Raw genomic sequence first — 23649 nt, 5'->3', positions numbered from 1 at the left:
CTCTCGGCGGGTTTTTTATGAGTGCAATTAAACGTTCGGGTCTTAGTTAACCTTGGCGTTCAACTCACCCTTCAAATAACGCTGGAACATCGCTTCCAACGAGATCGGTTTGATCTTCGAAGCATTACCGGCAGTCCCGAACGCTTCATAACGTGCGATGCACACATCACGCATCGCAGTAACAGTCGCGCCGAAGAATTTACGTGGGTCGAATTCGCTCGGGTTGGTGGCCATCAGGCGACGCATTGCGCCGGTGGATGCCAGACGCAGGTCGGTGTCGATGTTGACCTTGCGCACGCCGTGCTTGATCCCTTCGACAATTTCTTCAACCGGTACGCCGTAGGTTTCTTTGATGTCGCCGCCGTACTGATTGATGATCGCCAGCCACTCTTGCGGTACCGAAGACGAACCGTGCATCACCAGGTGGGTGTTCGGAATGCGCTTGTGGATTTCCTTGATGCGGTCGATCGCCAGCACATCGCCAGTAGGTGGCTTGGTGAACTTGTAAGCGCCGTGGCTGGTGCCGATGGCGATGGCCAGGGCGTCGACCTGAGTGCGTTTGACGAAGTCAGCGGCTTCTTCCGGGTCGGTCAGCATTTGGCTGTGATCGAGCACGCCTTCTGCACCGATACCGTCTTCTTCACCGGCCATGCCGGTTTCCAGCGAACCCAGGCAGCCCAGCTCGCCTTCTACCGATACGCCGCAGGCGTGAGCCATGGCTACGGTTTGTTGGGTTACACGGACGTTGTAGTCGTAGTCGGTCGGGGTCTTGCCGTCTTCGCCGAGGGAGCCGTCCATCATCACCGAGCTGAAGCCCAGTTGGATCGAGCGCTGGCAGACGTCAGGGCTGGTGCCGTGGTCCTGGTGCATGCACACCGGGATGTGCGGGAACTCTTCGATCGCCGCCAGAATCAGGTGACGCAGGAATGGCGCGCCAGCGTATTTACGGGCGCCGGCCGAAGCCTGGACGATCACCGGGGAGTCAGTCTTGTCAGCGGCTTCCATGATGGCGCGCATCTGCTCAAGGTTGTTGACGTTGAAGGCTGGAACGCCGTAGCCGAACTCGGCTGCGTGGTCCAGCATCTGGCGCATGCTGATAAGTGCCATGGTGTGTGTGTCTCCCGGTTGAGGGTCGTTAATCGTGCAAGCCTGCCGTAGCGGCGGCTGCTATTCAAGTTAATGCAGATCGGGGGTTAGGCCGGCCTGCGAATTCGGTGTATCTCCTGTAGGAGCAAAGCTTGCTCGCGATGGGGTCATCACATTCAACATTTTGGTTGATGGACAGATCGCTATCGCGAGCAAGCTTTGCTCCTACAGGTCCTGCATTCGGCGCCGTGTTACTTGGCTTTACAGCCGCGGCCGATCAAATCGTTGGTGGCGACCCAGTACACCAGGCCTTCCTCACCTTTTACGTGAAACGCCAACTGGTCGTCGCTGTACAGCGAACCACCGCCTGCCGGATCAAGCTTCAAGCGATGAACCTGGTCGTCGCTGAGCCGCACATCCACGGTGTTGTGCGTGGCGTCGGTGTAGCGCCAGTGCACGGGGGCCTGGCTATCGCAAACCCAGTTCGTCCAATTATCGGACGCAACAGGCGACGACGCGAACGGGTTCATAGTGGCGCAACCGGCAAGTACTGCCAGCGACCCCACGGCTATCAAGCCTTTCATCCATTTTCCTCGGCAGTCGGCACACGCCAACTGCGCTGGGTATCAGTGAGTCAGACCGGTCAAGGGCAACCATGTTCCTTGGCCGGGGTCCGTGTCTCGTATTTATCCAGGCCATCCGGCCCGGAACGCTTGTTGAGCACCGGGTTGGTTTCGGCTTGCCAGTCGGCCTGGTAACAGCCTTTGTCCGGCGCGCCGGTATCCGATTCCTGCGCGGCTTTCGGGGGGCTCCCGCAGCCGGCCAGTACACCCGCTGCGATCAATGTCGCTAACGTCTTGACCATGTAAACACTCCTTTGCCTGGCCAATGGATGACCCTTAGGCCTTTGCGCGGCTTTCCAGAATTTCAACCGCTGGCAGCACTTTGCCTTCGACGAACTCGAGGAACGCGCCACCGCCGGTAGAAATGTAGGAGATCTGCCCGGCAACGCCATACTTATCGATGGCTGCCAGGGTGTCGCCGCCGCCCGCGATGGAGAACGCCGAGCTGTCTGCGATGGCCTGAGCCAGGACTTTGGTGCCGTTACCGAACTGGTCGAATTCGAATACGCCGACCGGGCCGTTCCACAGGATGGTTTTCGACGATTTCAGTAGCTCAGCGAAGTGCGCCGCAGTCTGTGGGCCGATGTCGAGGATCATGTCGTCTGCTGCTACGTCAGCGATCAGCTTGACGGTCGCGGTAGCGCTTTCAGCGAACTCCTTGGCAACCACCACGTCGACTGGCAACGGCACGCTGACTTTGGCAGCGATGGCGCGGGCGGTGTCCAGCAGGTCTGGCTCGTACAGCGATTTGCCGACCGGGTGACCGGCAGCGGCCAGGAACGTGTTGGCGATACCGCCACCGACGATCAGTTGGTCGCAGATCTGGCTCAGGCTGTTCAGCACGTCAAGTTTGGTCGAGACCTTGGAGCCGGCGACGATGGCTGCCATTGGCTGGGCCGGGGCGCCCAGGGCTTTGCCCAGTGCGTCCAGCTCGGCAGCCAGCAATGGGCCAGCCGCAGCGACTTTGGCAAACTTGGCCACGCCATGGGTCGAACCCTCGGCACGGTGAGCGGTGCCGAAGGCGTCCATCACGAACACGTCGCACAGGGCAGCGTATTGCCGGGCCAATTCGTCAGCGTTCTTTTTCTCGCCTTTGTTGAAGCGTACGTTCTCGAACAGCACGATGTCGCCGGCCTTGACGTCAACGCCGCCCAGGTAGTCGGAGACCAGCGGTACTTCACGGCCCAGAGCCTTGCTCAGGTAGTCAGCAACTGGCTTGAGGCTGTTTTCGGCCGAGAATTCACCCTCGGTCGGACGGCCCAGGTGCGAGCAGACCATCACCGCCGCGCCTTTTTCCAGGGCCAGCTTGATGGTCGGCAGCGAGGCCAGGATTCGCGCATCGCTGGTGACAACACCGTCCTTGACTGGGACGTTGAGGTCTTCGCGGATCAATACGCGCTTACCTTGCAGATCGAGGTCGGTCATCTTCAACACGGTCATGGGTCGCATTTCCTGGATAGCTGTTTTAGAGAGCAGGTTTTTTAGAAGCAGAGAGCTGAGAGACAGAGAGCTTAATAGCTGTTTGCAGATAGTGTTCTGCAACATCCAGCATTCGATTGGCAAACCCCCACTCGTTGTCGAACCAGGCCAGCACGTTCACCAGCCTTGGGCCAGAAACGCGGGTCTGACTGGCATCGACGATCGCTGAATGTGGGTCATGGTTGAAATCACAACTGGCATGAGGCAATTCGGTGTAAGCCAAAAGCCCCTTGAGCGGGCCGCTGGTGGCAGCCTCGCGCAGGATCCGGTTGACTTCACTCGCGTCAGTGTCGGTAACGGTTTGCATCGTGATATCGAGGCAAGACACGTTGACCGTCGGCACGCGTACAGCTTTGGCCTGAATTCGCCCGGCAAGTTCCGGCAGCAGGCGTTCGATACCGCGCGCCAGGCCAGTGGACACCGGGATCACCGACTGGAACGCCGAACGGGTGCGGCGCAAGTCTTCGTGGTGGTAGGCGTCAATGACCGGCTGATCGTTCATCGCCGAGTGAATCGTGGTGATCGACACGTAATCCAGGCCAAAGGCCTGATCCAGCAGGCGCAACAGCGGCACGCCGCAGTTGGTGGTGCAGGACGCGTTGGACACCAGCCGTTCATCGCCGGTCAGGCACTCCTGATTGACGCCGTAGACGATGGTGGCGTCGACATCCGCTTCGCTGGCCATCGGCTGGGAAAACAGCACACGCGGGGCACCGGCATCGAGGAACCGCTGGCCGTCTGCGCGCGTGTGGTAAGCGCCGGAGCACTCCAGCACCAGATCGACGCCCAGCGACGCCCAATCGATGCCTTCGGGGGTGGCACTGCGCAGGACCTTCACGCAGTTGCCATTAATATGCAGACAATCGCCATCGACCTTCACCTCACCGGGAAAACGCCCGTGGGTGGAGTCGAAGCGTGTCAGGTATTCGATGCTGGCCATGTCGGCCAGATCGTTGATCGCCACAATTTCAAAACCGGCCGCCGCCCCTCGCTCGAACAAAGCACGCAAGACGCAACGACCAATCCGGCCGTAGCCGTTGAGTGCAACTTTGTAAGGACGCGGTTGAGGCATGGGGTTCTCGATTACCGTGGTGAATCCTTCAGTTCAGCGTTGAATGTTCCATTGTCATCGCGAGCAAGCTCGCTCCCACAGGGATATACACCGTCCATGTGGGAGCGAGCTTGCTCGCGATAGCATCAGAACAGACAACGCAACTGTCGGACTTAGTCTTCCAGCAGCTCTTCAGCCTGACCCAGGATGTTTTCCAGGGTGAAGCCGAACTCTTCGAACAAGGCAGGCGCAGGCGCCGACTCGCCGTAGGTGGTCATGCCGATGACGCGACCTTCCAGGCCCACGTACTTGTACCAGTAGTCCGCGTGAGCGGCCTCGATGGCGATACGGGCGCTGACCTGCAACGGCAGAACCGCTTGCTTGTAGCCGGCATCCTGAGCATCGAACACGCTGGTGCATGGCATGGAAACCACGCGCACCTTGCGGCCCTGTTCAGTCAGCTTGTCGTAGGCCTGAACGGCCAGGCCGACTTCCGAACCGGTGGAGATCAGGATCAGCTCAGGCTCGCCTGCACAATCCTTGAGCACATAACCACCGCGGTTGATCAGTTCGATCTGCACCGCGTCACGGGTTTGGTGCTGCAGGTTCTGACGCGAGAAGATCAGTGCCGTAGGACCGTCTTTACGCTCCAGGGCGTTCTTCCAGGCCACTGCCGATTCAACGGCATCGGCTGGACGCCAGGTGTCGAGGTTCGGCGTGCAGCGCAAGCTGGCCAGTTGCTCGATTGGCTGGTGAGTCGGGCCGTCTTCACCCAGACCGATGGAGTCGTGGGTGTAGACGTGGATCACGCGCTGCTTCATCAGGGCGGACATGCGCACGGCGTTGCGGGCGTATTCCATGAACATCAGGAAAGTTGCGCCGTAAGGCACCAGGCCGCCGTGCAAGGCAACGCCGTTCATGATGGCAGTCATGCCGAACTCGCGAACGCCGTAGTACATGTAGTTGCCGCTGGCGTCTTCAGCGCTGACGCCTTTGCAACCTTTCCACAGGGTCAAGTTGGAACCGGCCAGGTCAGCCGAACCGCCGAGCATTTCCGGCAGCAGCGGGCCAAACGCGTTCAGCGCGTTCTGGCTGGCTTTACGGCTGGCGATGGTTTCGCCTTTGGCCGCGACTTCAGCGATGTAGGCCGAGGCTTTTTCAGAGAAGTCAGCCGGCAGATCACCGCTCAGACGACGAACCAGCTCGTTGGCCAGCTCAGGGAATTCAGCAGAGTAAGCAGCGAAACGCTGATCCCACTCGGCTTCGACAGCGCGACCGGCTTCCTTGGCGTCCCACTCGGCATAAATGTCGGCCGGGATTTCGAACGGGCCGTAGTTCCACTTCAGCGCAGTGCGGGTCAGGGCGATTTCCGCGTCACCCAGTGGGGCACCGTGGCAATCTTCCTTGCCTTGCTTGTTCGGCGAACCGAAGCCGATGGTGGTTTTGCAGCAGATCAGCGTCGGTTGCGCGCTTTTGCGTGCCGTCTCGATCGCGATCTTGATCTCTTCCGGGTCGTGACCGTCAACGTTGCGGATCACTTGCCAGTTGTAGGCTTCGAAACGCTTCGGGGTGTCATCGGTGAACCAGCCTTCGACTTCGCCGTCGATGGAGATGCCGTTGTCATCGTAGAAGGCGATCAGCTTGCCCAGGCCCAGGGTACCGGCCAGGGAACTGACTTCGTGGGAAATGCCTTCCATCATGCAGCCATCACCCAGGAACACATAGGTGTGGTGGTCGACAACGTTGTGACCTGGACGGTTGAACTGCGCCGCCAGGACTTTTTCTGCCAGGGCAAAGCCCACGGCGTTGGCCAGGCCCTGACCCAACGGGCCAGTGGTGGTTTCAACACCCGGGGTGTAACCGAGTTCCGGGTGGCCCGGTGTGCGGCTGTGCAGTTGGCGGAAGTTTTTCAGGTCATCGATCGACAGGTCGTAGCCGGTCAGGTGCAGCAACGAGTAAAGCAACATCGAGCCGTGACCGTTGGACAGGATGAACCGGTCGCGGTCGGCAAATGATGGATTGCTCGGGTTGTGCTTGAGGTAGTCACGCCAAAGCACTTCGGCGATATCCGCCATACCCATAGGGGCACCGGGATGGCCGCTGTTGGCTTTTTGCACGGCATCCATGCTGAGGGCACGAATGGCGTTGGCACGCTCACGACGGCTGGGCATCGCTGTTCTCCTGCTGATACTGAATCGAGAGTGAATAAAACGAAACGGAAAAAAGGCGAGCATTTTCCCTCAGCGGACAGCCTCGGGGCAATGACAGATAGTCATCTGGAGACGTTTTTCCCACGGATAACGACGGTTTCGGGTGATGAAACCTTTCCGCTGTACGTTTGTAGAGTTAATCATCCCGTGAGAAGTGCCATCCATCGAGCAATATCAAAACTTTTTGATATTGACCTTGCAGGGATTTCGACGCATCACTAGACTGCTGGCCTTATGAACTTACGCGTGCCTTCCATTCGCCATGACGATTGCGATGAGCTGGCGGCCTTGTGCAAGGCCGGCGGCGATCCGTTGCGGCTGAACGTTTTGCGCGCACTGGCCAACGATTCGTTCGGCGTGCTGGAGCTGGCGCAAATCTTCGCCACCGGCCAATCGGGCATGAGCCACCACTTGAAGGTGCTGGCCCAGGCCGACCTGGTAGCGACCCGCCGTGAAGGCAACGCCATTTTTTACCGCCGCGCCCTGCCCCACACCGAATTGTTGGGCGGCAAGCTGCACGCGGCACTGCTCGACGAAGTGGACAACCTGACCCTGCCCAGCGATGTGCAGGCGCGGATCAGCCAGGTCCACGGGCAACGAGCCGCTGCCAGCCAGGACTTTTTCTCACGGGTTGCGGAAAAGTTTCGCGCCCAGCAAGACTTGATCGCCGGCTTGGCACAGTACCGCGAAAGCGTGCTGGCCCTGCTCGACAAGTTGAGTTTCAGCGAAGGTGCCACCGCCATTGAAGTCGGCCCCGGCGACGGCAGTTTTCTGCCGGAACTGGCGCGCCGCTTCAGTCAGGTCACGGCGCTCGACAACAGCCCGGCGATGCTCGAACTGGCGCGTCAGGTCTGCGAACGTGAAAAGCTGGCTAACGTCAGCCTGCAATTGGCCGATGCATTGGATGGCGTAAGCCTTGAGGCCGATTGCGTTGTACTGAACATGGTCTTGCACCATTTCGCCGCGCCAGCCGATGCGCTCAAGCACATGGCCGGTTTGCTGCAACCAGGCGGTAGCCTGTTAGTGACAGAGTTATGTAGCCACAACCAAAGTTGGGCCAGGGAGGCCTGCGGTGATCTTTGGCTGGGGTTTGAACAGGACGATTTGGCCCGTTGGGCCACCGCTGCGGGACTCGTTCCCGGGGAAAGCCTCTATGTAGGCTTACGTAATGGTTTCCAGATCCAGGTCCGCCACTTTCAGCGACCGGCTGGCGACACTCACCATCGGTAAATTCAGGAAAACATCGAGATGAGCGAATACTCCCTTTTCACCTCCGAGTCCGTGTCTGAAGGGCATCCGGACAAAATCGCCGACCAGATTTCTGATGCGGTGCTGGACGCCATCATTGCTGAAGACAAGTTCGCCCGTGTGGCGTGCGAGACTCTGGTGAAAACGGGCGTGGCGATCATCGCCGGCGAAGTCACCACCTCGGCCTGGGTCGATCTGGAAGACATCGTCCGTAACGTAATCCTCGACATCGGCTACAACAGCTCGAATGTCGGTTTCGACGGCGCGACCTGCGGCGTGATGAACATCATCGGCAAGCAGTCCCCTGACATCAACCAGGGTGTTGACCGTGCCAAGCCTGAAGACCAGGGCGCCGGCGACCAGGGCCTGATGTTCGGCTACGCCAGCAACGAAACCGACGTGCTGATGCCAGCACCGATCACCTTCTCGCACCAACTGGTTCAGCGCCAGGCCGAAGCCCGTAAGTCCGGCCTGCTGCCTTGGCTGCGTCCAGACGCCAAGTCGCAAGTGACCTGCCGCTACGAAAACGGCAAGGTTGTCGGTATCGACGCCGTTGTACTGTCGACCCAGCACAACCCGGAAGTATCCTACAAAGACCTGCGCGAAGGCGTGATGGAACTGATCGTCAAGCACGTGCTGCCTGCCGAGCTGCTGTCCAAGGACACCCAGTTCCACATCAACCCGACTGGCCAGTTCATCATCGGTGGCCCGGTGGGCGACTGCGGCCTGACCGGTCGCAAGATCATCGTTGACAGCTACGGCGGCATGGCCCGTCACGGCGGCGGCGCGTTCTCCGGTAAGGATCCATCGAAGGTTGACCGTTCGGCTGCTTACGCTGGTCGTTATGTCGCCAAGAACATCGTGGCTGCCGGCCTGGCCGAGCGCTGCGAGATTCAGGTTTCCTACGCCATCGGCGTCGCTCAGCCGACTTCGATCTCGTTGAACACCTTCGGCACCGGCAAGATCAGCGACGACAAGATCGTCAAACTGGTCCGCGAAGTGTTCGACCTGCGTCCATACGCGATCACGACCATGCTCGACCTGCTGCACCCGATGTACCAGGAAACTGCAGCCTACGGCCACTTCGGTCGTACTCCGCAAACCAAGACTGTGGGTGACGATACGTTCACCACCTTCACTTGGGAAAAAACCGACCGCGCCGAATCCCTGCGCGCCGCTGCCGGTCTGTAAGACTTTCCTGGCTGCACAAAAAGCCCCGCACGGTTCGCCGTGCGGGGCTTTTTCATGGGCGCTGATCCGGTCTGGACACACCCTGAAAACCACCTGCGCTCGCAAGCCTCCCTGATGATCTAGCCTTCAGGCATCCCCCTCGAGCAAGGATGCTCATGATGCTGCCCACGCTTCGTCTGTTGATCGGTTTCTGGCTGCTAATTACTTGCTTGAACGCTAGCGCCAATACCTGCCCCGACTGGCTCCCCTCCCGGGCTCAAGCCGAAATCGCCGCACTGCAAGAGCAAATCGAACGCTGGGACGACAGCTATCACCGACGAGGGCATTCGCTGGTCGCCGATGAGCTTTACGACCAGTCCCGCGCCCGCCTTAACGCCTGGCAAGCCTGCTTTGCCCCGGCCACGACCGCTGAAAATCCGCTACGTACCGCCCGTGGCACGGTGACCCACCCGATTCCTCACACAGGCCTGGAAAAACTCGTCGACGGTGAGGCCGTCGAAGCCTGGCTCAAGACACGCGACGATATCTGGGTTCAGCCCAAAGTCGATGGCGTTGCAGTCACGCTGATTTACCGTGAGGGCCAGCTCCAGCAGGCGATCAGTCGTGGCGACGGTATCGACGGCCAGGACTGGACCGCCTCGGCGCGCAAGATCGCCGCGATTCCCCAGCAACTGCCGCGGCCACTGGACTTGCTGTTGCAAGGCGAACTCTATTGGCGCCTGACGGATCATGTGCAAGCCCAACGCGGCAGCCTGAACGCCCGCAGCACCGTGGCAGGGTTGATGGCCCGTAAAGGACTGAGCCCTGTGGACGCCAAGGGGATCGGGCTATTCGTCTGGGACTGGCCGCAAGGTCCGGCAAGCTTGCCGGAGCGCCTGCTCGCCCTGAAAGCACTGGGCTTCCCTGACAGCGAGTTCTACAGCCAGCCTGTCAGCGCATTTACCGATGCCGAACGTTGGCGCGATCACTGGTATCGCACCCCCCTGCCGTTTGCCAGCGACGGTATTGTCTTGCGTCAGAGCCAACGTCCGGCGGCAGAGCGCTGGGAGGCGAAAACTCCGTTCTGGAGCGTGGCCTGGAAGTACCCTTTCGCCCAGGCGTTGGCTGAAGTGCGCAAGGTCAACTTCAAGATCGGGCGAACCGGGCGCATCACCCCGGTGCTCGAGCTCGCTCCGGTCATGCTCGATGACCGACAGATCAAACGTGTCAGCGTGAGTTCGTTGCAGCGCTGGCAGGCCATGGATATCCGCCCCGGCGATCAGGTCGCCATCAGCCTTGCCGGGCTGACCATCCCGCGACTCGACAGGGTCGTGTTGCGCAGCACTGAACGACCCGAGGTGAGCGCGCCGCGTGCGGAAGACTTTCATCACCTCAGCTGTTGGCAACCGACACCGGGCTGCGAAAGCCAGTTTCTCGCGCGACTGACCTGGCTCAGTGGCAAGCAAGGCCTGGCGCTACACCATATAGGCCCCGGCACCTGGGAAAAACTGATCAGTGCCGGACGCCTCAAGGGTTTGCTCGATTGGTTGACCCTCGACGCCCAAGAGCTTGCTAACATTGACGGCTTCGGCGAGCGCAGCAGTGTCCGCTTGCTGAACAGTCTGCAAAGCGCCCGACAACAGCCCTTTTCACGCTGGCTGAAAGCATTGGGCTTGCCGCCTACCGGTGAGGCCAGACTTGCAGACTCATGGCAATTACTGGCGCAACGAGACACTGAGCAATGGCAGACCGAAGCCGGAATCGGCCCGGGGCGCGCAGCGCAATTGAGCGCATTTTTTCGCGACCCACAGGTGCTGGCCTTGAGCGAACAATTACACGCTGCCGGGATAGACGGTTTTTAGTTATGCAGAGAGCCGGCAGTTTTGAACCCAATGAGTATCGATGCGCTCCAACAGCCCATCTGCTGCCGACCTGATGTTTTTTTAAACGGAGCCTTTATGAAATTTCTTTCACCGCTCGTCATGCTGGCGCTTTGTGGCGTCATGGCGACACCGCTGATGGCTGCCGAAGAAACTCCGCAACTCACTGGCTGCGCCGCCAAGCGCCAGTCCATCAGCAACCAGATCGAACAGGCCAGGGCACATGGCAATGCCGGACAACAGTCTGGCCTGGAAAAAGCCCTGAGCGAAGCCACCGAGCACTGCAACGACGCCGCCTTGAAGAAAGAGCGCGAGAACAAGGTGCTCGACGCCAAGCACGAAGTCAGCCGCCGTCAGGCCGACCTCGACAAGGCCATGAAACAGGGCGACGCCGAGAAGATCAACAAACGCAAAGACAAACTCGCCGAGGCCCGTAAGGAATTGCAGCGAGCACTGGATGAGCTGGACAAGTAAGAAGAAAGATTGAAGTCATGCTCCGGGCAGCCTTCGCGAGCAAGTCGGATCGCGAAGACGTCAGCCGGGGCAACACCAATCAGTGATCACGAAACTGTTTATGGCACGCACTACAGGCGTCTTCGACTTTCTGCACGGCCGGGCCAAGGTTACTGGCCTTGTACGGCTGAACCTGGCTGGCAATCACCAGCTCACCGGTGGCGGCTTCAAGTGTCCGGGCCATGTCCTGGAAACGTGCCTGCTGCTGCCAGACACCGTCTTTGGCGCTGGTGTTGCCGTCCTCACGAACCTGTGGGAAATGCTTCCACGGCTCATGGGACAAGGCGTCGAGCTTGACGGCGCCTGCGTTAAAACGCGGGCCATCGAACGGGATACGTCCCCGCAACATGCCACCCAGGTCTTCGCCGGTCTTGAGCATTTGCTTGAAGATCGCCTTGCGCTGACCCAGCGGCGAGTTCGGATCGACACCGCCACAGGCGGACAGCGTCAGGCAGGCCAGCAATACAACAGAAAGTCTTTTAAGAGTCATGGTGGCTTCAGGTCACGGGAAACGGCGGCCAGTATCCTCGCGTCGTCGGCAAAGACCAATAGCCCTATTAACAATAAGGGTTGCCTGAACGCTGGAAGCGCTCGGGCAACCTGCACAGGAAATACTGCATGAACAGCCGTTTCAAGGCCTGGCGCAACACTCTGCTCTGGACCGTACCGATGGTCGCCCTGCTCGCCGGTTGCAACAGTGGCGACACCGCAAAACCACAAACCCACGCCATCGCCACCTATTCCAGCGCGACCTGGGAAGCTTTGCCGGCGGTATCTGATAATGACTTGCTGGCCGGCTTCGGTTCCTGGCGCAGCGCCTGTATTCGCCTGAAGTCCGACCCGGTCTGGGGCGCAACCTGCGCAGCGGCCGCCAACGTGCCGCAAACCGCAGACGCCATCCGTGGCTTTCTCAAGGAACAGCTGGCGGTCTACGGCCTGCGCTCCTCCAGCGGCAATGCCAATGGCTTGATCACCGGCTATTACGAGCCGGTCTATCCGGGCAGCCTGACGCAGAACCCGGTGGCCAATGTGCCGGTTTACGGCGTACCGGACGACATGATCATCGTCTCGCTTGAGAGCATTTACCCCGAACTCAAAGGCAAGCGCCTGCGCGGTCGCCTTGAAGGCCGGGTGCTCAAGCCTTACGACGATGCCGCCGCCATTGAAACCAAAGGGGTCAAGGCGCCTGTGCTGGCGTGGCTGACCGATCCGATGGACCTGCAGTTTCTGCAAATCCAGGGCTCGGGCCGCATTCAGCTGGAAGATGGCCGCCAACTGCGCATCGGTTATGCCGACCAGAACGGCCACCCCTACCGTCCTATTGGCCGCTGGCTGGTGGATCAGGGCGAGCTGAAAAAAGAAGACGTGACCATGGGTGCCATCAGCGCCTGGGCCAAGACTCACCCGACGCGCATTCCTGAACTGCTCGGCAGTAACCCGAGTTATGTATTCTTCAGCCGCAATCCTGACAGCAACGAAGGTCCACGCGGCTCGTTGAACGTGCCACTGACCTCGGGTTACAGCGTGGCGGTGGATCGCAAGGTGATTCCGCTGGGCAGTCTGCTCTGGTTATCCACCACCCGCCCTGATGGCAGCGCACTGGTACGCCCCGTCGCCGCACAGGACACCGGTGGCGCGATCACCGGCGAAGTTCGCGCCGACCTGTTCTGGGGCACCGGCGATGCCGCCGGGCAACTGGCCGGCGACATGAAACAGCAAGGGCAAATCTGGATGCTCTGGCCAAAAGGCGCAGCGCTGCCGCAACTGCCACAGGTGACCGACACAAAGTAAGTTGCACCCAACACGCTGTTGATTCCTGTAGCAGCAGGCTGCGCCAGCTGCTACAAAAACGATTCCGCATCGCGTCAGATCGACACAAAAAAGAAGGCGGCAATCAGCCCCATGCCGACAAACCACACCAGCGAACGCAGGATCGCCCAGTCTGCCAGGTAGCAGATGATGTAAAGCAGGCGGCTGGTGATGAACAGCACCGACAGCACGTTGATCGTCACCAGTTCGGCATTGCCGACCAGGTGCGCGACGATGACCGCGGCGGCAAACGCCGGGGTGACTTCAAAGCTGTTCAACTGGGCCCAGTGGGCACGCCTGGCGAACCCTTCGAGGGACTCAAGAAAATCGCGCGGATCATGATTATCCCGAAGCCCGAACTTGCCGCCGATCTTGGCAATGGCGGTGCAAACGTACGGCAAGAAAATCGCGATCAATACACACCACAGGGCAACATTCATTGCAGATTCCTTTTTAGAGTTTCGTAAACGCTCGCTCAGAACTTCATCACAAGCATACCGGCCAGCACCAGCCCACAGGCCAGGAGTCTGGGTCTGCCAAAAGGTTCTTTGAGGTAACGCATGCCGAACAGCACCACCAGAATCACACTGATCTCGCGCAACGCCGCCGCTTCGGCAATTGACCCCAACTGCATGGCCCAGAGCACCAAAGCGTAGCTGAACAACACACAGAACCCGACGCTCAACCCCAGTCGCCACTGCTCACGCCAGAACAGTATAAAAGCCGGACGCTTGCGCACCAGCGCTAACAGCGGAAACGGCCAGGCGCTGAGCAATGTGACCCAGACCAGGTAATCGAGCGGGTGCGACCAGCGCCGCAACGCCTGCCCATCGATAAAGGTGTAACCGCCGATGCACAAGCCGATCAGCACCACTACCGGCAACATCGACCACGGCAAACGCTCCCCCCCACCGCCCTGCCAGAGCAGGCACAGCATGCCGAACGGGATCAGCAAAATGCCGAGGATCTGCTGGGTCGTCAGCACTTCGCCGGCAAAGATCAGTGTCAACGCCAGGACCACCAACGGCGACAAACCGCGCATCAGCGGATAGACCAGCCCGAGATCGCCGACCCGATAGGCCTGGATCAGTAGATAGCGATAGAGCAACTCGAAGGCGGCCGAAGCGAGTATCCACGACCAGATGTCCATCGGTGGCAGCGCGACGAAACCCAGCATCAGCGCGACAAACAGCATCGCTACACTGTCCATGCAGGCCACGACCAGTAACCGCTCAGCGCTGAATTTGATCAGGGTATTCCAGGCTGCGTGTAATAGCGCCGCCACCAACACCAACGCCGTCGCAAGCACGACACACTCCTTGTTTTGTCCCCGCCCCTCGCAGGGGCTCGCATTACTCGCCGCCAGCATCATCCTTGAACTGGTCTTTGACGTACTTGATCTCGGTCCGGCCATGGGGCGCAGGCAAACCGTCTTCGCCCAGGTTGACGAAGACCATCTTCTCGACCGTGAGGATGCTTTTGCGGGTGATCTTGTTGCGCACTTCGCAGGTCAGGGTGATCGAGGTACGACCGAACTCGGTAGCGGTGATACCCAGCTCGATGATGTCGCCCTGGCGCGAGGCGCTGACGAAGTTGATTTCGGAAATGTACTTGGTGACCACGCGCTGGTTGCCCAGCTGGACGATTGCGTAAATGGCGGCCTCTTCGTCGATCCAGCGCAGCAGGCTACCGCCGAACAGCGTGCCGTTGGGGTTAAGGTCTTCGGGTTTTACCCATTTGCGGGTGTGGAAATTCATGCTCGCTCCTGACCGTCTTGCCGATTGATGCCGGCCATCATGGCAGACCGGGCAGTCATGCTCCATGAGGCTTCGACTATGGTCGCCATTAACGACTTTCATTTGGCCGACAGAAACCCTTTGGAAGATCAGCTTAGCCCGCTATAATCGCCCCCGTTTCAAAACGGTCATCTTCGATTGGTACCGTTTTCCCGCCACCTGTCCGAGGGGCGCTGCAGCAGGTTCGACCTGTCAGGCTCGGATGGGGCGTTGCCCGGCCATGATCGGCTGGACACTAAACGCACAACGGCGCCCATTCGCATACTTACGAATGGAGGCTCTTCATGAGCGCTGTTATCACGCCTGTAGATTTTAACGATTACAAAGTCGCCGACATGTCCTTGGCTGCCTGGGGCCGTCGTGAAACCATCATTGCCGAATCGGAAATGCCGGCCCTGATGGGTCTGCGCCGCAAGTACTCCGTCGAGCAACCGCTCAAGGGCGCGAAGATTCTCGGCTGCATCCACATGACCATTCAGACTGCCGTGCTGATCGAAACCCTGGTTGCCCTGGGTGCCGAAGTACGCTGGTCGTCCTGCAACATTTTCTCGACTCAGGACCAGGCCGCTGCCGCTATCGCCGCTGCCGGCATTCCGGTTTTCGCCTGGAAAGGCGAAACCGAAGAAGAGTACGAGTGGTGCCTGGAGCAAACCATTCTCAAGAATGGCGCGCCTTGGGATGCCAACATGATCCTCGACGACGGCGGCGACCTGACCGAGCTGCTGCACAAGAAGTACCCGGCGATCCTCGACCGCGTCCACGGCGTGACCGAAGAAACCACCACGGGCGTACACCGCCTGCTGGACATGCTGGCCAAGGGCGAGCTGAAAATCCCGGCCATCAACGTCAACGACTCGGTCACCAAGAGCAAGAACGACAACAAGTACGGCTGCCGTCACAGCCTGAACGACGCGATCAAGCGCGGTACCGACCACCTGTTGTCCGGCAAGCAAGCACTGGTCATCGGTTACGGTGACGTGGGCAAGGGCTCGGCCCAGTCCCTGCGTCAGGAAGGCATGATCGTCAAAGTCTCCGAAGTTGACCCGATCTGCGCCATGCAAGCCTGCATGGACGGTTTCGAACTGGTTTCGCCGTTCATCGACGGTATCAACAACGGCACCGAAGCAAGCATCGACAAGGCCCTGCTGGGCAAGATCGACCTGATCGTGACCACCACCGGCAACGTGAATGTTTGCGACGCAAACATGCTCAAAGCCCTGAAGAAGCGCGCCGTGGTCTGCAACATCGGTCACTTCGACAACGAAATCGACACGGCTTTCATGCGCAAGAACTGGGCATGGGAAGAAGTGAAGCCACAGGTACACAAGGTACACCGTACTGGCGCGGGCGATTTCGACCCACAGAACGACGACTACCTGATCCTGCTGGCCGAAGGCCGTCTGGTTAACCTGGGCAACGCCACTGGCCACCCAAGCCGTATCATGGACGGCTCGTTCGCCAACCAGGTTCTGGCGCAGATCTTCCTGTTCGGCCAGAAGTACGCCGACCTGTCGCCGGCCCAGAAAGCCGAGCGCCTGACCGTTGAAGTACTGCCGAAGAAACTCGACGAAGAAGTGGCCCTGGAAATGGTCCGCGGTTTCGGTGGCGTGGTCACTCAACTGACCAAGCAACAGGCTGAATACATCGGCGTGACCGTCGAAGGCCCGTTCAAGCCGCACGCTTACCGCTACTGATAGGCGCTGACTGACCGCTCCCCGTAGGAGCCGCCGCAGGCTGCGATCTTTTGATCCTTGAAAGATCGCAGCCTGCGGTAGCTCCTACGGGGGGCCAGCGTCCGGCTTACGAGTTCTAAAGGGTATTCCTATGTCCCAAGACCGCCGCTACAGCTTCGAGTTCTTCCCTACGAAGACCGATGCCGGGCATGAAAAGCTCATCGCCACTGCCCGTCAGCTGGCCACGTACAACCCCGATTTCTTCTCCTGCACCTATGGCGCTGGTGGTTCGACCCGTGATCGCACCCTCAACACCGTGTTGCAGCTCGAAAGCGAAGTCAAAGTCCCTGCCGCACCGCATCTGTCTTGCGTGGGCGACAGCAAGGCTGACTTGCGCGGCCTGCTGGCTCAATACAAGGCGGCCGGCATCAAGCGGATCGTTGCTTTGCGCGGTGACCTGCCTTCAGGCATGGGCATGGCCAGCGGCGAAATGCGCCACGCCAATGACCTGGTGAGCTTCATTCGTGAAGAGACCGGCGACCACTTCCACATCGAAGTTGCCGCCTACCCGGAAATGCACCCGCAAGCCCGCAACTTCGAAGACGATCTCACCAATTTCGTGCGCAAGGCCAACGCCGGCGCCAACAGTGCGATCACCCAGTACTTCTTCAACGCCGACAGCTACTTCTACTTCGTCGAGCGTGTACAGGCGATGGGCGTGAACATCCCGATTGTTCCGGGCATCATGCCGATCACCAACTACAGCAAGCTGGCACGCTTCTCCGACGCCTGCGGTGCGGAAATCCCGCGCTGGATCCGCAAGCAGCTGGAAGCCTACGGTGACGACACCCAAAGCATTCAGGGCTTCGGCGAGCAGGTGATCACCGAAATGTGTGAACGCTTGCTGCAAGGCGGCGCGCCAGGGCTGCATTTCTATACCCTGAACCAGGCTGAACCTAGCCTGGCGGTATGGAGCAACCTGAAACTGCCGCGTTAAAAGTCGTACAGGCAAGATCAGAAAATCGCAGCCTGCGGCAACCCCTACGCGGATAATCCGTAGGAGTTTCCGCAGGCTGCGATCTTTCGATTCCCGGATCACATTCCCAAATCCCTTGTGCTAGAGCACCCACTTCCAACATCCGCTTCTGGCTATTGCCCAAATCTCGTCGTAATCTCCAGCGATGCCCGTCATTGCCCAATTGCTGACAGCCGTGCTTTTTGCTTGCCTGAGCTTTACCGCTCGGGGCGAGAAACTGCGCCTTGTCACCGAGCCTTGGGCCCCCTACGTCTACGAGGAAAACGGTCAGCCCCTCGGACTGGACTACGAAACCACCGCGATCGTCTTCAAGCGCCTGGGGATTGAGGTTGAGTGGCAGTTCCTGCCATGGAAACGCTGCCTGGCCATGCTTGATCAAGGGCTGGCGGACGGCGTACTGGACATTTTCCATAGCAACGAACGCGACGCTACTCTGCTCTATCCCGCCGAACCGCTCTCGGAAGTCGAGTTCGTGCTGTTCTATGCCAACGATCGCCCTCACCCCTTCCGCACCCTTGAAGACCTGCGCGGCCTGACCATCGGCACTTCGCCCGGCTACCTGTACAGCCAGGACTTCAGGGACTCGCCCCTGTTCACCCGCGAGCCTGCGCCGACCCATGAAGCCAACTTTGGCAAGCTGCAACGTGGCCGTATCGACCTGCTGATCACCGACCGCCGGGTTGGCCAAACCCTGCTCGACACCTTGAAACTGCGCGACCAGATCAGCGAAAGCCCCACGGTCATCAGTCACCAAAGCCAGTTTCTGGCCCTGCGTCGCAATGCCGGCATGGACCTGCTGGTGCAACGTTTCGGCGCCGAGCTCAAGCGCTTCAAACGCGAACCGGCCTACGCGCAATTGAGTGCGCGATATGGCGCCGGCCCGGCACCTGACGCTGTGCAGATCACGCCGCAAGCCAGCAACGGGAAAACCGTTGAGCAGCAGGAAAGCAGCGCTCCGTGATTGCTCTGTTATACTCCGGCCTTCCCGCCAGGCTTACGCCCGGACGCTCGGTCTTGTTTAAGGCATCCCGACACTGCTACAGCGCAGCTTTTCAGCCCGCGCGAGTAATCGAAGATGAGCCTTCAAGCCCCAGCAGGACCGGACGCGATTGCGCTTCTCCATAAACGCCATTCGCGCCAGGCAAGACTATCCCATTGGGCCAAGCCCTAACTAAAACAGGATTACTCATGTCCTTTGCTTCCCTCGGTCTCTCCGAGGCTTTAGTCCGCGCCATCGAGGCAGCGGGCTACACCCAGCCTACCCCGGTGCAACAGCGGGCCATTCCCGCCGTGTTGCAAGGTCGCGACTTGATGGTTGCGGCGCAGACAGGTACGGGTAAAACCGGCGGTTTCGCCTTGCCGATTCTGGAGCGCCTGTTCCCTAACGGTCACCCGGACAAATCCCAGCGTCACGGCCCGCGCCAACCACGCGTCCTGGTCCTGACCCCGACTCGCGAACTGGCCGCCCAGGTGCACGAGAGTTTCAAGGTCTACGCCCGTGACCTGAAATTCGTCAGTGCCTGCATTTTCGGCGGCGTTGGCATGAACCCACAGGTTCAAGCCATGTCCCGCGGTGTTGACGTGCTGGTAGCCTGCCCGGGCCGTTTGCTCGACCTGGCTGGCCAAGGCAGCGTCGACCTGTCCCACGTGGAAATCCTGGTATTGGACGAAGCGGACCGGATGCTCGACATGGGCTTCGTCCATGACGTGAAAAAAGTCCTCGCCCGTCTGCCGGCCAAACGTCAGAACCTGCTGTTCTCGGCAACCTTCTCCAAGGACATCACTGACCTTGCCGGCAAGTTGCTGCACAACCCGGAACGCATCGAAGTCACGCCGCCGAACACCACGGTCGAGCGCATCGAGCAACGGGTATTCCGTCTGGCCGCCAGCCACAAGCGCTCGCTGCTGGCGCACCTGATTACTGCCGGCGCCTGGGAACAGGTTCTGGTCTTCACCCGCACCAAGCATGGCGCCAACCGCCTGGCCGAGTACCTGGACAAACACGGCCTGAGCGCCGTCGCGATCCACGGTAACAAGAGCCAGAATGCTCGCACCAAAGCCCTGGCCGACTTCAAGGCCGGTGACGTGCGCATCCTGGTGGCCACCGATATCGCCGCTCGCGGCCTGGATATCGATCAGTTGCCACACGTGGTCAACTTCGAGCTGCCAAACGTCGACGAAGATTATGTGCACCGTATCGGCCGTACCGGCCGTGCCGGTCGTTCGGGCGAAGCGATCTCGCTGGTTGCCCCGGACGAAGAAAAACTGCTGAAAAGCATCGAGCGCATGACCAAGCAGAAAATCGCCGATGGCGACCTGATGGGCTTTGATTCCAGCAGCGTCGAAGCCGAGAAACCGGAAGTTCGCGAGCGTCCGGATGTGCGTAACCCGCGCAACCCACGTGGCCCGCGCGGCGACGGTCCAAACGGCAGCGGCGGCGGTCGTAAAGACAAGGGCAAGGACAAGGGCGGCAAGGAAAAACCGGCTGCCGGCCGTGGCGAACGCCCGGCTCAAAAGCCGCGTGAAGGCACCCCGGCCCGCGAACAGCAGCGCCCGGCACCCCGCGCCGCCGCTGACCGCGCACCGGACGAGTTCCTCGACGATGATGTCGATAACTTCGGTAACCGCGTCGACTACGTTCCGCAGCAAAAGGCCCCTCAAGGTCGTGGCCGCCGCCCGGGTGCTCCGGCGCAAGGCGCTGGTGCAGGTGCAGGTGCTCCACGCGCCGGCCAGCCACAGGGTCGCCAGAACGGTCCGCGTAACAGCAGCGGCGCCAGTACTGGCACTCCGCCTGCCAAACGCAGCGGTCCACGCAGCGGCGCTCCACGTGACGGCCAGGCCCGTCGCGAAGAATCGCGCAACCGCCGCCCGGCCCGTGACGACCAGTCGCGTCAGGAACCCGCCGTGCAAAACCCGCGCGGTACCCAGCCGAAGATCATGCACAAGGAGTCCAAGGCCGATCGCTTCCCGACACCTGAGCAGCTCGATCAACTGCCAAGCCGTCCACGTGGCGAGAAACCGGCGTTGCTGACCCGCAACCGCTGATTTCTCCCGCTAACAAAAACGCCCCTGATCGCAAGATCAGGGGCGTTTTTGTGTCAGCCGCGAAAATTATTTCGCTTGAACACCTTCAAACGTGATGTCCAGGTCCAGGGTCTGGGAAGTAGGACCTGGGCCTTTGATGCCGAACTCGCTCAACTGCAGGGTAGTCGTGCCGTTGAAGCCGGCACGGTAGCCGCCCCATGGATCCTTGCCTTCGCCGTTGAAGGTTGCCTTGAACACGACTGGCTTGGTCACGCCGTGCAGAGTCAGGTCGCCGGTCACGTCAGCGGTTTTTTCGCCAGTGGATTTAACACTGGTGGAAACGAACTTGGCCTCAGGGAATTTCGCTGCGTCCAGGAAGTCCGGGGTACGAATGTGCTTGTCACGTTCAGCGTGGTTGGTATCAACGCTGGCGGTTTTCAGCACAACGTCGATTTTGCTGGCTTCTGGAGCCTTGGCGTCGAAGCTGAACTTACCGTCCCAGTCCTTGAAAGTACCGTGGATGAAGCTGTAGCCCAGGTGGCTGATCTTGAAGTCGACGAAAGCGTGATTGCCTTCTTTGTCGATTTTGTATTCCGCGGCCATCGCCTGACCGGCTGACAACAGCGCAGTACCGATTGCCAGAGCGGCGAGAGTCTTTTTCAACATGCTTTCTATTCCTTGGAGTCGAGGTTGAACATCAGGCTTTGCGTCCCAGCATTCGTGTCAGGGTCGCATCACGGTCGATAAAGTGGTGCTTCAGTGCTGCCAACGCATGGAGACCGGAAAAAATAACCAGTGCCCAGGCCAGATACAGATGAATCGCACCGGCGGTGTCTGCCTGGTCCGGTAGACCGGAAATCAGTGCAGGAATTTCAAACAGACCAAACACCGGAATCCCGACACCGTCTGCGGTGGAAATCAGGTAACCGGCAATCATCACAGCGAACAGGCTGAGATAGAGGAAGGAATGACCGAGCTTGGCGCCGAGGCGCGTCATGCGGCTATAGCTTTGCAGCGTCGGCGGCGGTGGGCTGATAAAGCGCCACAACGCCCGCAGCAACATGATCGCGAACAGCGTCAGGCCGATGCTTTTGTGCAAGTCCGGCGCTTCTTTGCGCCAGCTGCTGTAGTAGTCGAGACCGACCATCCACAAGCCCAGAGCAAACAGACCGAAGACCGCCAGCGCCACACCCCAGTGCAGAAAGATGCTGACCCCGCCGTAGCGGGAGGAAGAGTTACGTAGCTGCATTGCTCAAATCCTGTAAGAACTGCGACCAAGACTATCGAGTTATCTATCGATTTAAAGCCGAAAATTTCGCTTTGAAATATCGAGAAATACGATCAAGAGTCTGAAAGAGACGGGTTAAGGAAAGATTAACCTCCAACGTGCGACGCAAACATCAGGCGCTCTAGCGTGCCCTGTCAGCGTAAGTGCACGTCAATACAATCACGTAACGTACCTTTGTTTCCATGTGCAAACGCCACAATAGGTTGTCCGCTCGCCTGGCATTGCATAGGCTTGCGCGACTGTATGTCCGCGCATCTCACGGACCGCCTCGAGGAGAGTGACAATGGGCTTGAATAATCAGTGGATGCAGCGCGATCTCGCGGTTCTGTGGCATCCCTGTACCCAGATGAAAGACCACGAACAGCTGCCGCTGATCCCGATCAAGCGCGGCGAAGGCGTATGGCTCGAGGACTTCGAAGGCAAACGCTACCTCGACGCGGTCAGTTCCTGGTGGGTCAACGTGTTTGGCCACGCCAACCCGCGGATCAACCAGCGGATCAAGGACCAGGTCGATCAACTGGAACACGTGATCCTCGCCGGCTTCAGCCATCAACCGGTGATCGAGTTGTCCGAACGCCTGGTGAAGATGACGCCGGAAGGCCTGACGCGGTGTTTCTACGCCGATAACGGTTCGTCCTGCATCGAAGTTGCGCTGAAAATGAGCTTTCACTACTGGCTCAACCGCGGCCAGCCGAACAAGAAGCGCTTCGTCACGCTGACCAACAGCTACCACGGCGAAACCATGGCCGCGATGTCGGTCGGCGACGTGCCGCTGTTCACTGAAACCTATAAAGCGCTGCTGCTGGACACCATCAAGGTGCCGAGCCCGGACTGCTACCTGCGTCCCGAAGGCATGAGCTGGGAAGAACACTCGCGCAACATGTTCGCCGCGATGGAACAGACCCTCGCCGAAAACCACGAAACCGTCGCCGCGGTAATCGTCGAGCCGCTGATTCAGGGTGCTGGCGGGATGCGCATGTATCACCCGGTGTACCTGAAACTGCTGCGCGAAGCCTGTGACCGTTACGGCGTGCACCTGATCCAAGACGAAATCGCCGTCGGCTTCGGCCGCACCGGGACGATGTTCGCCTGCGAACAGGCCGGCATCCGCCCGGACTTCCTGTGCCTGTCCAAAGCCCTGACCGGCGGTTATCTACCGCTGGCAGTGTGTGTCACCACGGATGAGGTCTACAGCGCTTTCTACGACGACTATCCGACCCTGCGCGCCTTCCTGCATTCCCACAGCTACACCGGCAACCCGCTGGCCTGTGCAGCGGCGTTGGCGACGCTGGATATCTTCGAAGAAGACAACGTCATCGAGAATAACAAGGCCCTCGCCCAGCGCATGGCCAGCTCGACCGCACACCTGGTTGACCACCCGCATGTTTCGGAAGTACGTCAGACCGGCATGGTGCTGGCCATCGAGATGGTTCAGGACAAGGCGAGCAAAACCGCTTATCCCTGGCAGGAGCGCCGCGGGCTGAAAGTGTTCCAGCACGCACTGGAACGTGGCGCGCTGTTGCGGCCATTGGGTAGCGTGGTGTATTTCCTGCCGCCGTACGTGATCACCCCCGAGCAGATCGACTTCCTTGCCGAGGTGGCCAGCGAAGGGATCGATATCGCCACCAGCAACAAGGTCAGCGTGGCGGTGCCAAAGGACTTCCACCCGGGCTTCCGCGATCCGGGCTAAGAAGAACTACTCGTTCCCACGCTCTGCGTGGGAATGCATCCCGTGACGCTCCGCGTCACAAGAGCGGACGCAG

The 23649-nt window shown here is 59.8% G+C and carries 22 protein-coding genes and 1 riboswitch; of the genes, 10 read left to right on the top strand and 12 right to left on the bottom strand.

The features are described from left to right. Nucleotides 1–42: 42 nt before the first annotated feature. The 6 genes from fba to tkt all read right to left on the bottom strand — a co-directional run bounded on the left by fba (nucleotide 43) and on the right by tkt (nucleotide 6410). Nucleotides 43–1107 carry a class II fructose-bisphosphate aldolase gene (gene fba / locus FPT12_RS01975; RefSeq protein WP_019694035.1) on the bottom strand — a complete coding sequence of 355 codons (1065 nt, stop codon included), beginning with the start codon at nucleotides 1105–1107 and terminating at the stop codon, nucleotides 43–45. 230 nt (nucleotides 1108–1337) lie between these two features. Beyond that, nucleotides 1338–1670, bottom strand: coding sequence for an MliC family protein (locus tag FPT12_RS01970; RefSeq protein WP_145014403.1), 333 nt, complete (start codon nucleotides 1668–1670; stop codon nucleotides 1338–1340). 59 nt (nucleotides 1671–1729) lie between these two features. Continuing rightward, entirely contained in the window at nucleotides 1730–1951 is a 222-nt protein-coding gene (locus FPT12_RS01965) for a hypothetical protein (protein ID WP_145014402.1), read from the bottom strand. A 34-nt stretch (nucleotides 1952–1985) separates the two neighbouring features. Further along, complete coding sequence (locus FPT12_RS01960) at nucleotides 1986–3149, bottom strand: phosphoglycerate kinase (protein ID WP_145014401.1); 1164 nt, start codon at nucleotides 3147–3149, stop codon at nucleotides 1986–1988. 25 nt (nucleotides 3150–3174) lie between these two features. Beyond that, nucleotides 3175–4260, bottom strand: coding sequence for an erythrose-4-phosphate dehydrogenase (gene epd / locus FPT12_RS01955; protein WP_145014400.1), 1086 nt, complete (start codon nucleotides 4258–4260; stop codon nucleotides 3175–3177). 152 nt (nucleotides 4261–4412) lie between these two features. Next, nucleotides 4413–6410 (bottom strand): transketolase, encoded by a 1998-nt coding sequence (gene tkt, locus FPT12_RS01950; protein WP_145014399.1) that lies wholly within the window; start codon nucleotides 6408–6410, stop codon nucleotides 4413–4415. 273 nt (nucleotides 6411–6683) lie between these two features. Here tkt and FPT12_RS01945 point away from each other — a divergent pair, with 273 nt between their 5' ends. From FPT12_RS01945 to FPT12_RS01930, 4 genes are all read left to right on the top strand, one after another. Then, a complete protein-coding gene (locus FPT12_RS01945) occupies nucleotides 6684–7679 on the top strand; it encodes a metalloregulator ArsR/SmtB family transcription factor (protein WP_145014398.1) in 996 nt (331 codons plus the stop codon). Between the two features lie 18 nt (nucleotides 7680–7697). Continuing rightward, a complete protein-coding gene (metK, locus tag FPT12_RS01940) occupies nucleotides 7698–8888 on the top strand; it encodes a methionine adenosyltransferase (RefSeq protein WP_145014397.1) in 1191 nt (396 codons plus the stop codon). Between the two features lie 158 nt (nucleotides 8889–9046). Beyond that, nucleotides 9047–10729, top strand: a complete 1683-nt coding sequence (gene ligB, locus FPT12_RS01935) for an NAD-dependent DNA ligase LigB (RefSeq protein WP_145014396.1) — start codon at nucleotides 9047–9049, stop codon at nucleotides 10727–10729. Between the two features lie 96 nt (nucleotides 10730–10825). Next, nucleotides 10826–11221, top strand: coding sequence for a DUF1090 domain-containing protein (locus FPT12_RS01930; RefSeq protein ID WP_145014395.1), 396 nt, complete (start codon nucleotides 10826–10828; stop codon nucleotides 11219–11221). A 79-nt stretch (nucleotides 11222–11300) separates the two neighbouring features. Here FPT12_RS01930 and FPT12_RS01925 read toward each other — a convergent pair whose 3' ends face one another. Beyond that, complete coding sequence (locus FPT12_RS01925) at nucleotides 11301–11750, bottom strand: cytochrome c (protein WP_145014394.1); 450 nt, start codon at nucleotides 11748–11750, stop codon at nucleotides 11301–11303. A 128-nt stretch (nucleotides 11751–11878) separates the two neighbouring features. Here FPT12_RS01925 and FPT12_RS01920 point away from each other — a divergent pair, with 128 nt between their 5' ends. After that, nucleotides 11879–13051: a murein transglycosylase A gene (locus tag FPT12_RS01920; RefSeq protein ID WP_145014393.1), complete on the top strand. Its 1173-nt coding sequence runs from the start codon at nucleotides 11879–11881 to the stop codon at nucleotides 13049–13051. A gap of 74 nt (nucleotides 13052–13125) precedes the next feature. Here FPT12_RS01920 and FPT12_RS01915 read toward each other — a convergent pair whose 3' ends face one another. From FPT12_RS01915 to FPT12_RS01905, 3 genes are read right to left on the bottom strand one after another with little or no spacing between them, the layout of a single operon-like run. Next, nucleotides 13126–13509 carry an MAPEG family protein gene (locus tag FPT12_RS01915; protein WP_145014392.1) on the bottom strand — a complete coding sequence of 128 codons (384 nt, stop codon included), beginning with the start codon at nucleotides 13507–13509 and terminating at the stop codon, nucleotides 13126–13128. Between the two features lie 35 nt (nucleotides 13510–13544). Next, nucleotides 13545–14378: an EamA family transporter gene (locus FPT12_RS01910; protein ID WP_145014391.1), complete on the bottom strand. Its 834-nt coding sequence runs from the start codon at nucleotides 14376–14378 to the stop codon at nucleotides 13545–13547. A gap of 43 nt (nucleotides 14379–14421) precedes the next feature. Further along, nucleotides 14422–14826 carry an acyl-CoA thioesterase gene (locus FPT12_RS01905; RefSeq protein ID WP_145014390.1) on the bottom strand — a complete coding sequence of 135 codons (405 nt, stop codon included), beginning with the start codon at nucleotides 14824–14826 and terminating at the stop codon, nucleotides 14422–14424. Between the two features lie 198 nt (nucleotides 14827–15024). Continuing rightward, nucleotides 15025–15127, top strand: a riboswitch (S-adenosyl-L-homocysteine riboswitch). A 22-nt stretch (nucleotides 15128–15149) separates the two neighbouring features. Between FPT12_RS01905 and ahcY the strand changes: the two genes are divergently transcribed. The 4 genes from ahcY (at nucleotide 15150) to FPT12_RS01885 (ending at nucleotide 20619) form a co-directional block, all read left to right on the top strand. Then, the gene (gene ahcY / locus FPT12_RS01900) at nucleotides 15150–16559 is read left to right on the top strand and encodes an adenosylhomocysteinase (RefSeq protein WP_145014389.1); all 1410 of its coding nucleotides are present in this window, start codon (nucleotides 15150–15152) and stop codon (nucleotides 16557–16559) included. A 130-nt stretch (nucleotides 16560–16689) separates the two neighbouring features. Beyond that, the gene (gene metF, locus FPT12_RS01895) at nucleotides 16690–17535 is read left to right on the top strand and encodes a methylenetetrahydrofolate reductase [NAD(P)H] (protein WP_145014388.1); all 846 of its coding nucleotides are present in this window, start codon (nucleotides 16690–16692) and stop codon (nucleotides 17533–17535) included. Between the two features lie 184 nt (nucleotides 17536–17719). Beyond that, complete coding sequence (locus tag FPT12_RS01890) at nucleotides 17720–18535, top strand: ABC transporter substrate-binding protein (protein ID WP_145014387.1); 816 nt, start codon at nucleotides 17720–17722, stop codon at nucleotides 18533–18535. Between the two features lie 227 nt (nucleotides 18536–18762). Next, the gene (locus FPT12_RS01885) at nucleotides 18763–20619 is read left to right on the top strand and encodes a DEAD/DEAH box helicase (RefSeq protein WP_145014386.1); all 1857 of its coding nucleotides are present in this window, start codon (nucleotides 18763–18765) and stop codon (nucleotides 20617–20619) included. Nucleotides 20620–20685: 66 nt separating this feature from the next. On the opposite strand, the gene FPT12_RS01880 is transcribed toward FPT12_RS01885, so the two are convergent. Then, nucleotides 20686–21264 (bottom strand): YceI family protein, encoded by a 579-nt coding sequence (locus FPT12_RS01880; protein ID WP_145014385.1) that lies wholly within the window; start codon nucleotides 21262–21264, stop codon nucleotides 20686–20688. A 31-nt stretch (nucleotides 21265–21295) separates the two neighbouring features. Further along, complete coding sequence (locus tag FPT12_RS01875; protein WP_145014384.1) at nucleotides 21296–21847, bottom strand: cytochrome b; 552 nt, start codon at nucleotides 21845–21847, stop codon at nucleotides 21296–21298. 322 nt (nucleotides 21848–22169) lie between these two features. On the opposite strand from FPT12_RS01875, the gene FPT12_RS01870 reads away from it, so the two are divergent. After that, on the top strand, nucleotides 22170–23576 hold the full coding sequence (locus FPT12_RS01870) for an adenosylmethionine--8-amino-7-oxononanoate transaminase (RefSeq protein WP_145014383.1): 1407 nt from the start codon (nucleotides 22170–22172) through the stop codon (nucleotides 23574–23576). The last annotated feature ends 73 nt before the right edge of the window (nucleotides 23577–23649 follow it).

The sequence above is a fragment of the Pseudomonas sp. H3(2019) genome, assembly GCF_007713465.1.
In the GTDB taxonomy this organism is placed as follows: Bacteria; Pseudomonadota; Gammaproteobacteria; order Pseudomonadales; family Pseudomonadaceae; genus Aquipseudomonas.
Note: the sequence above shows the minus strand (reverse complement) of the source record. Positions and strands in the feature narration are given on the sequence as shown.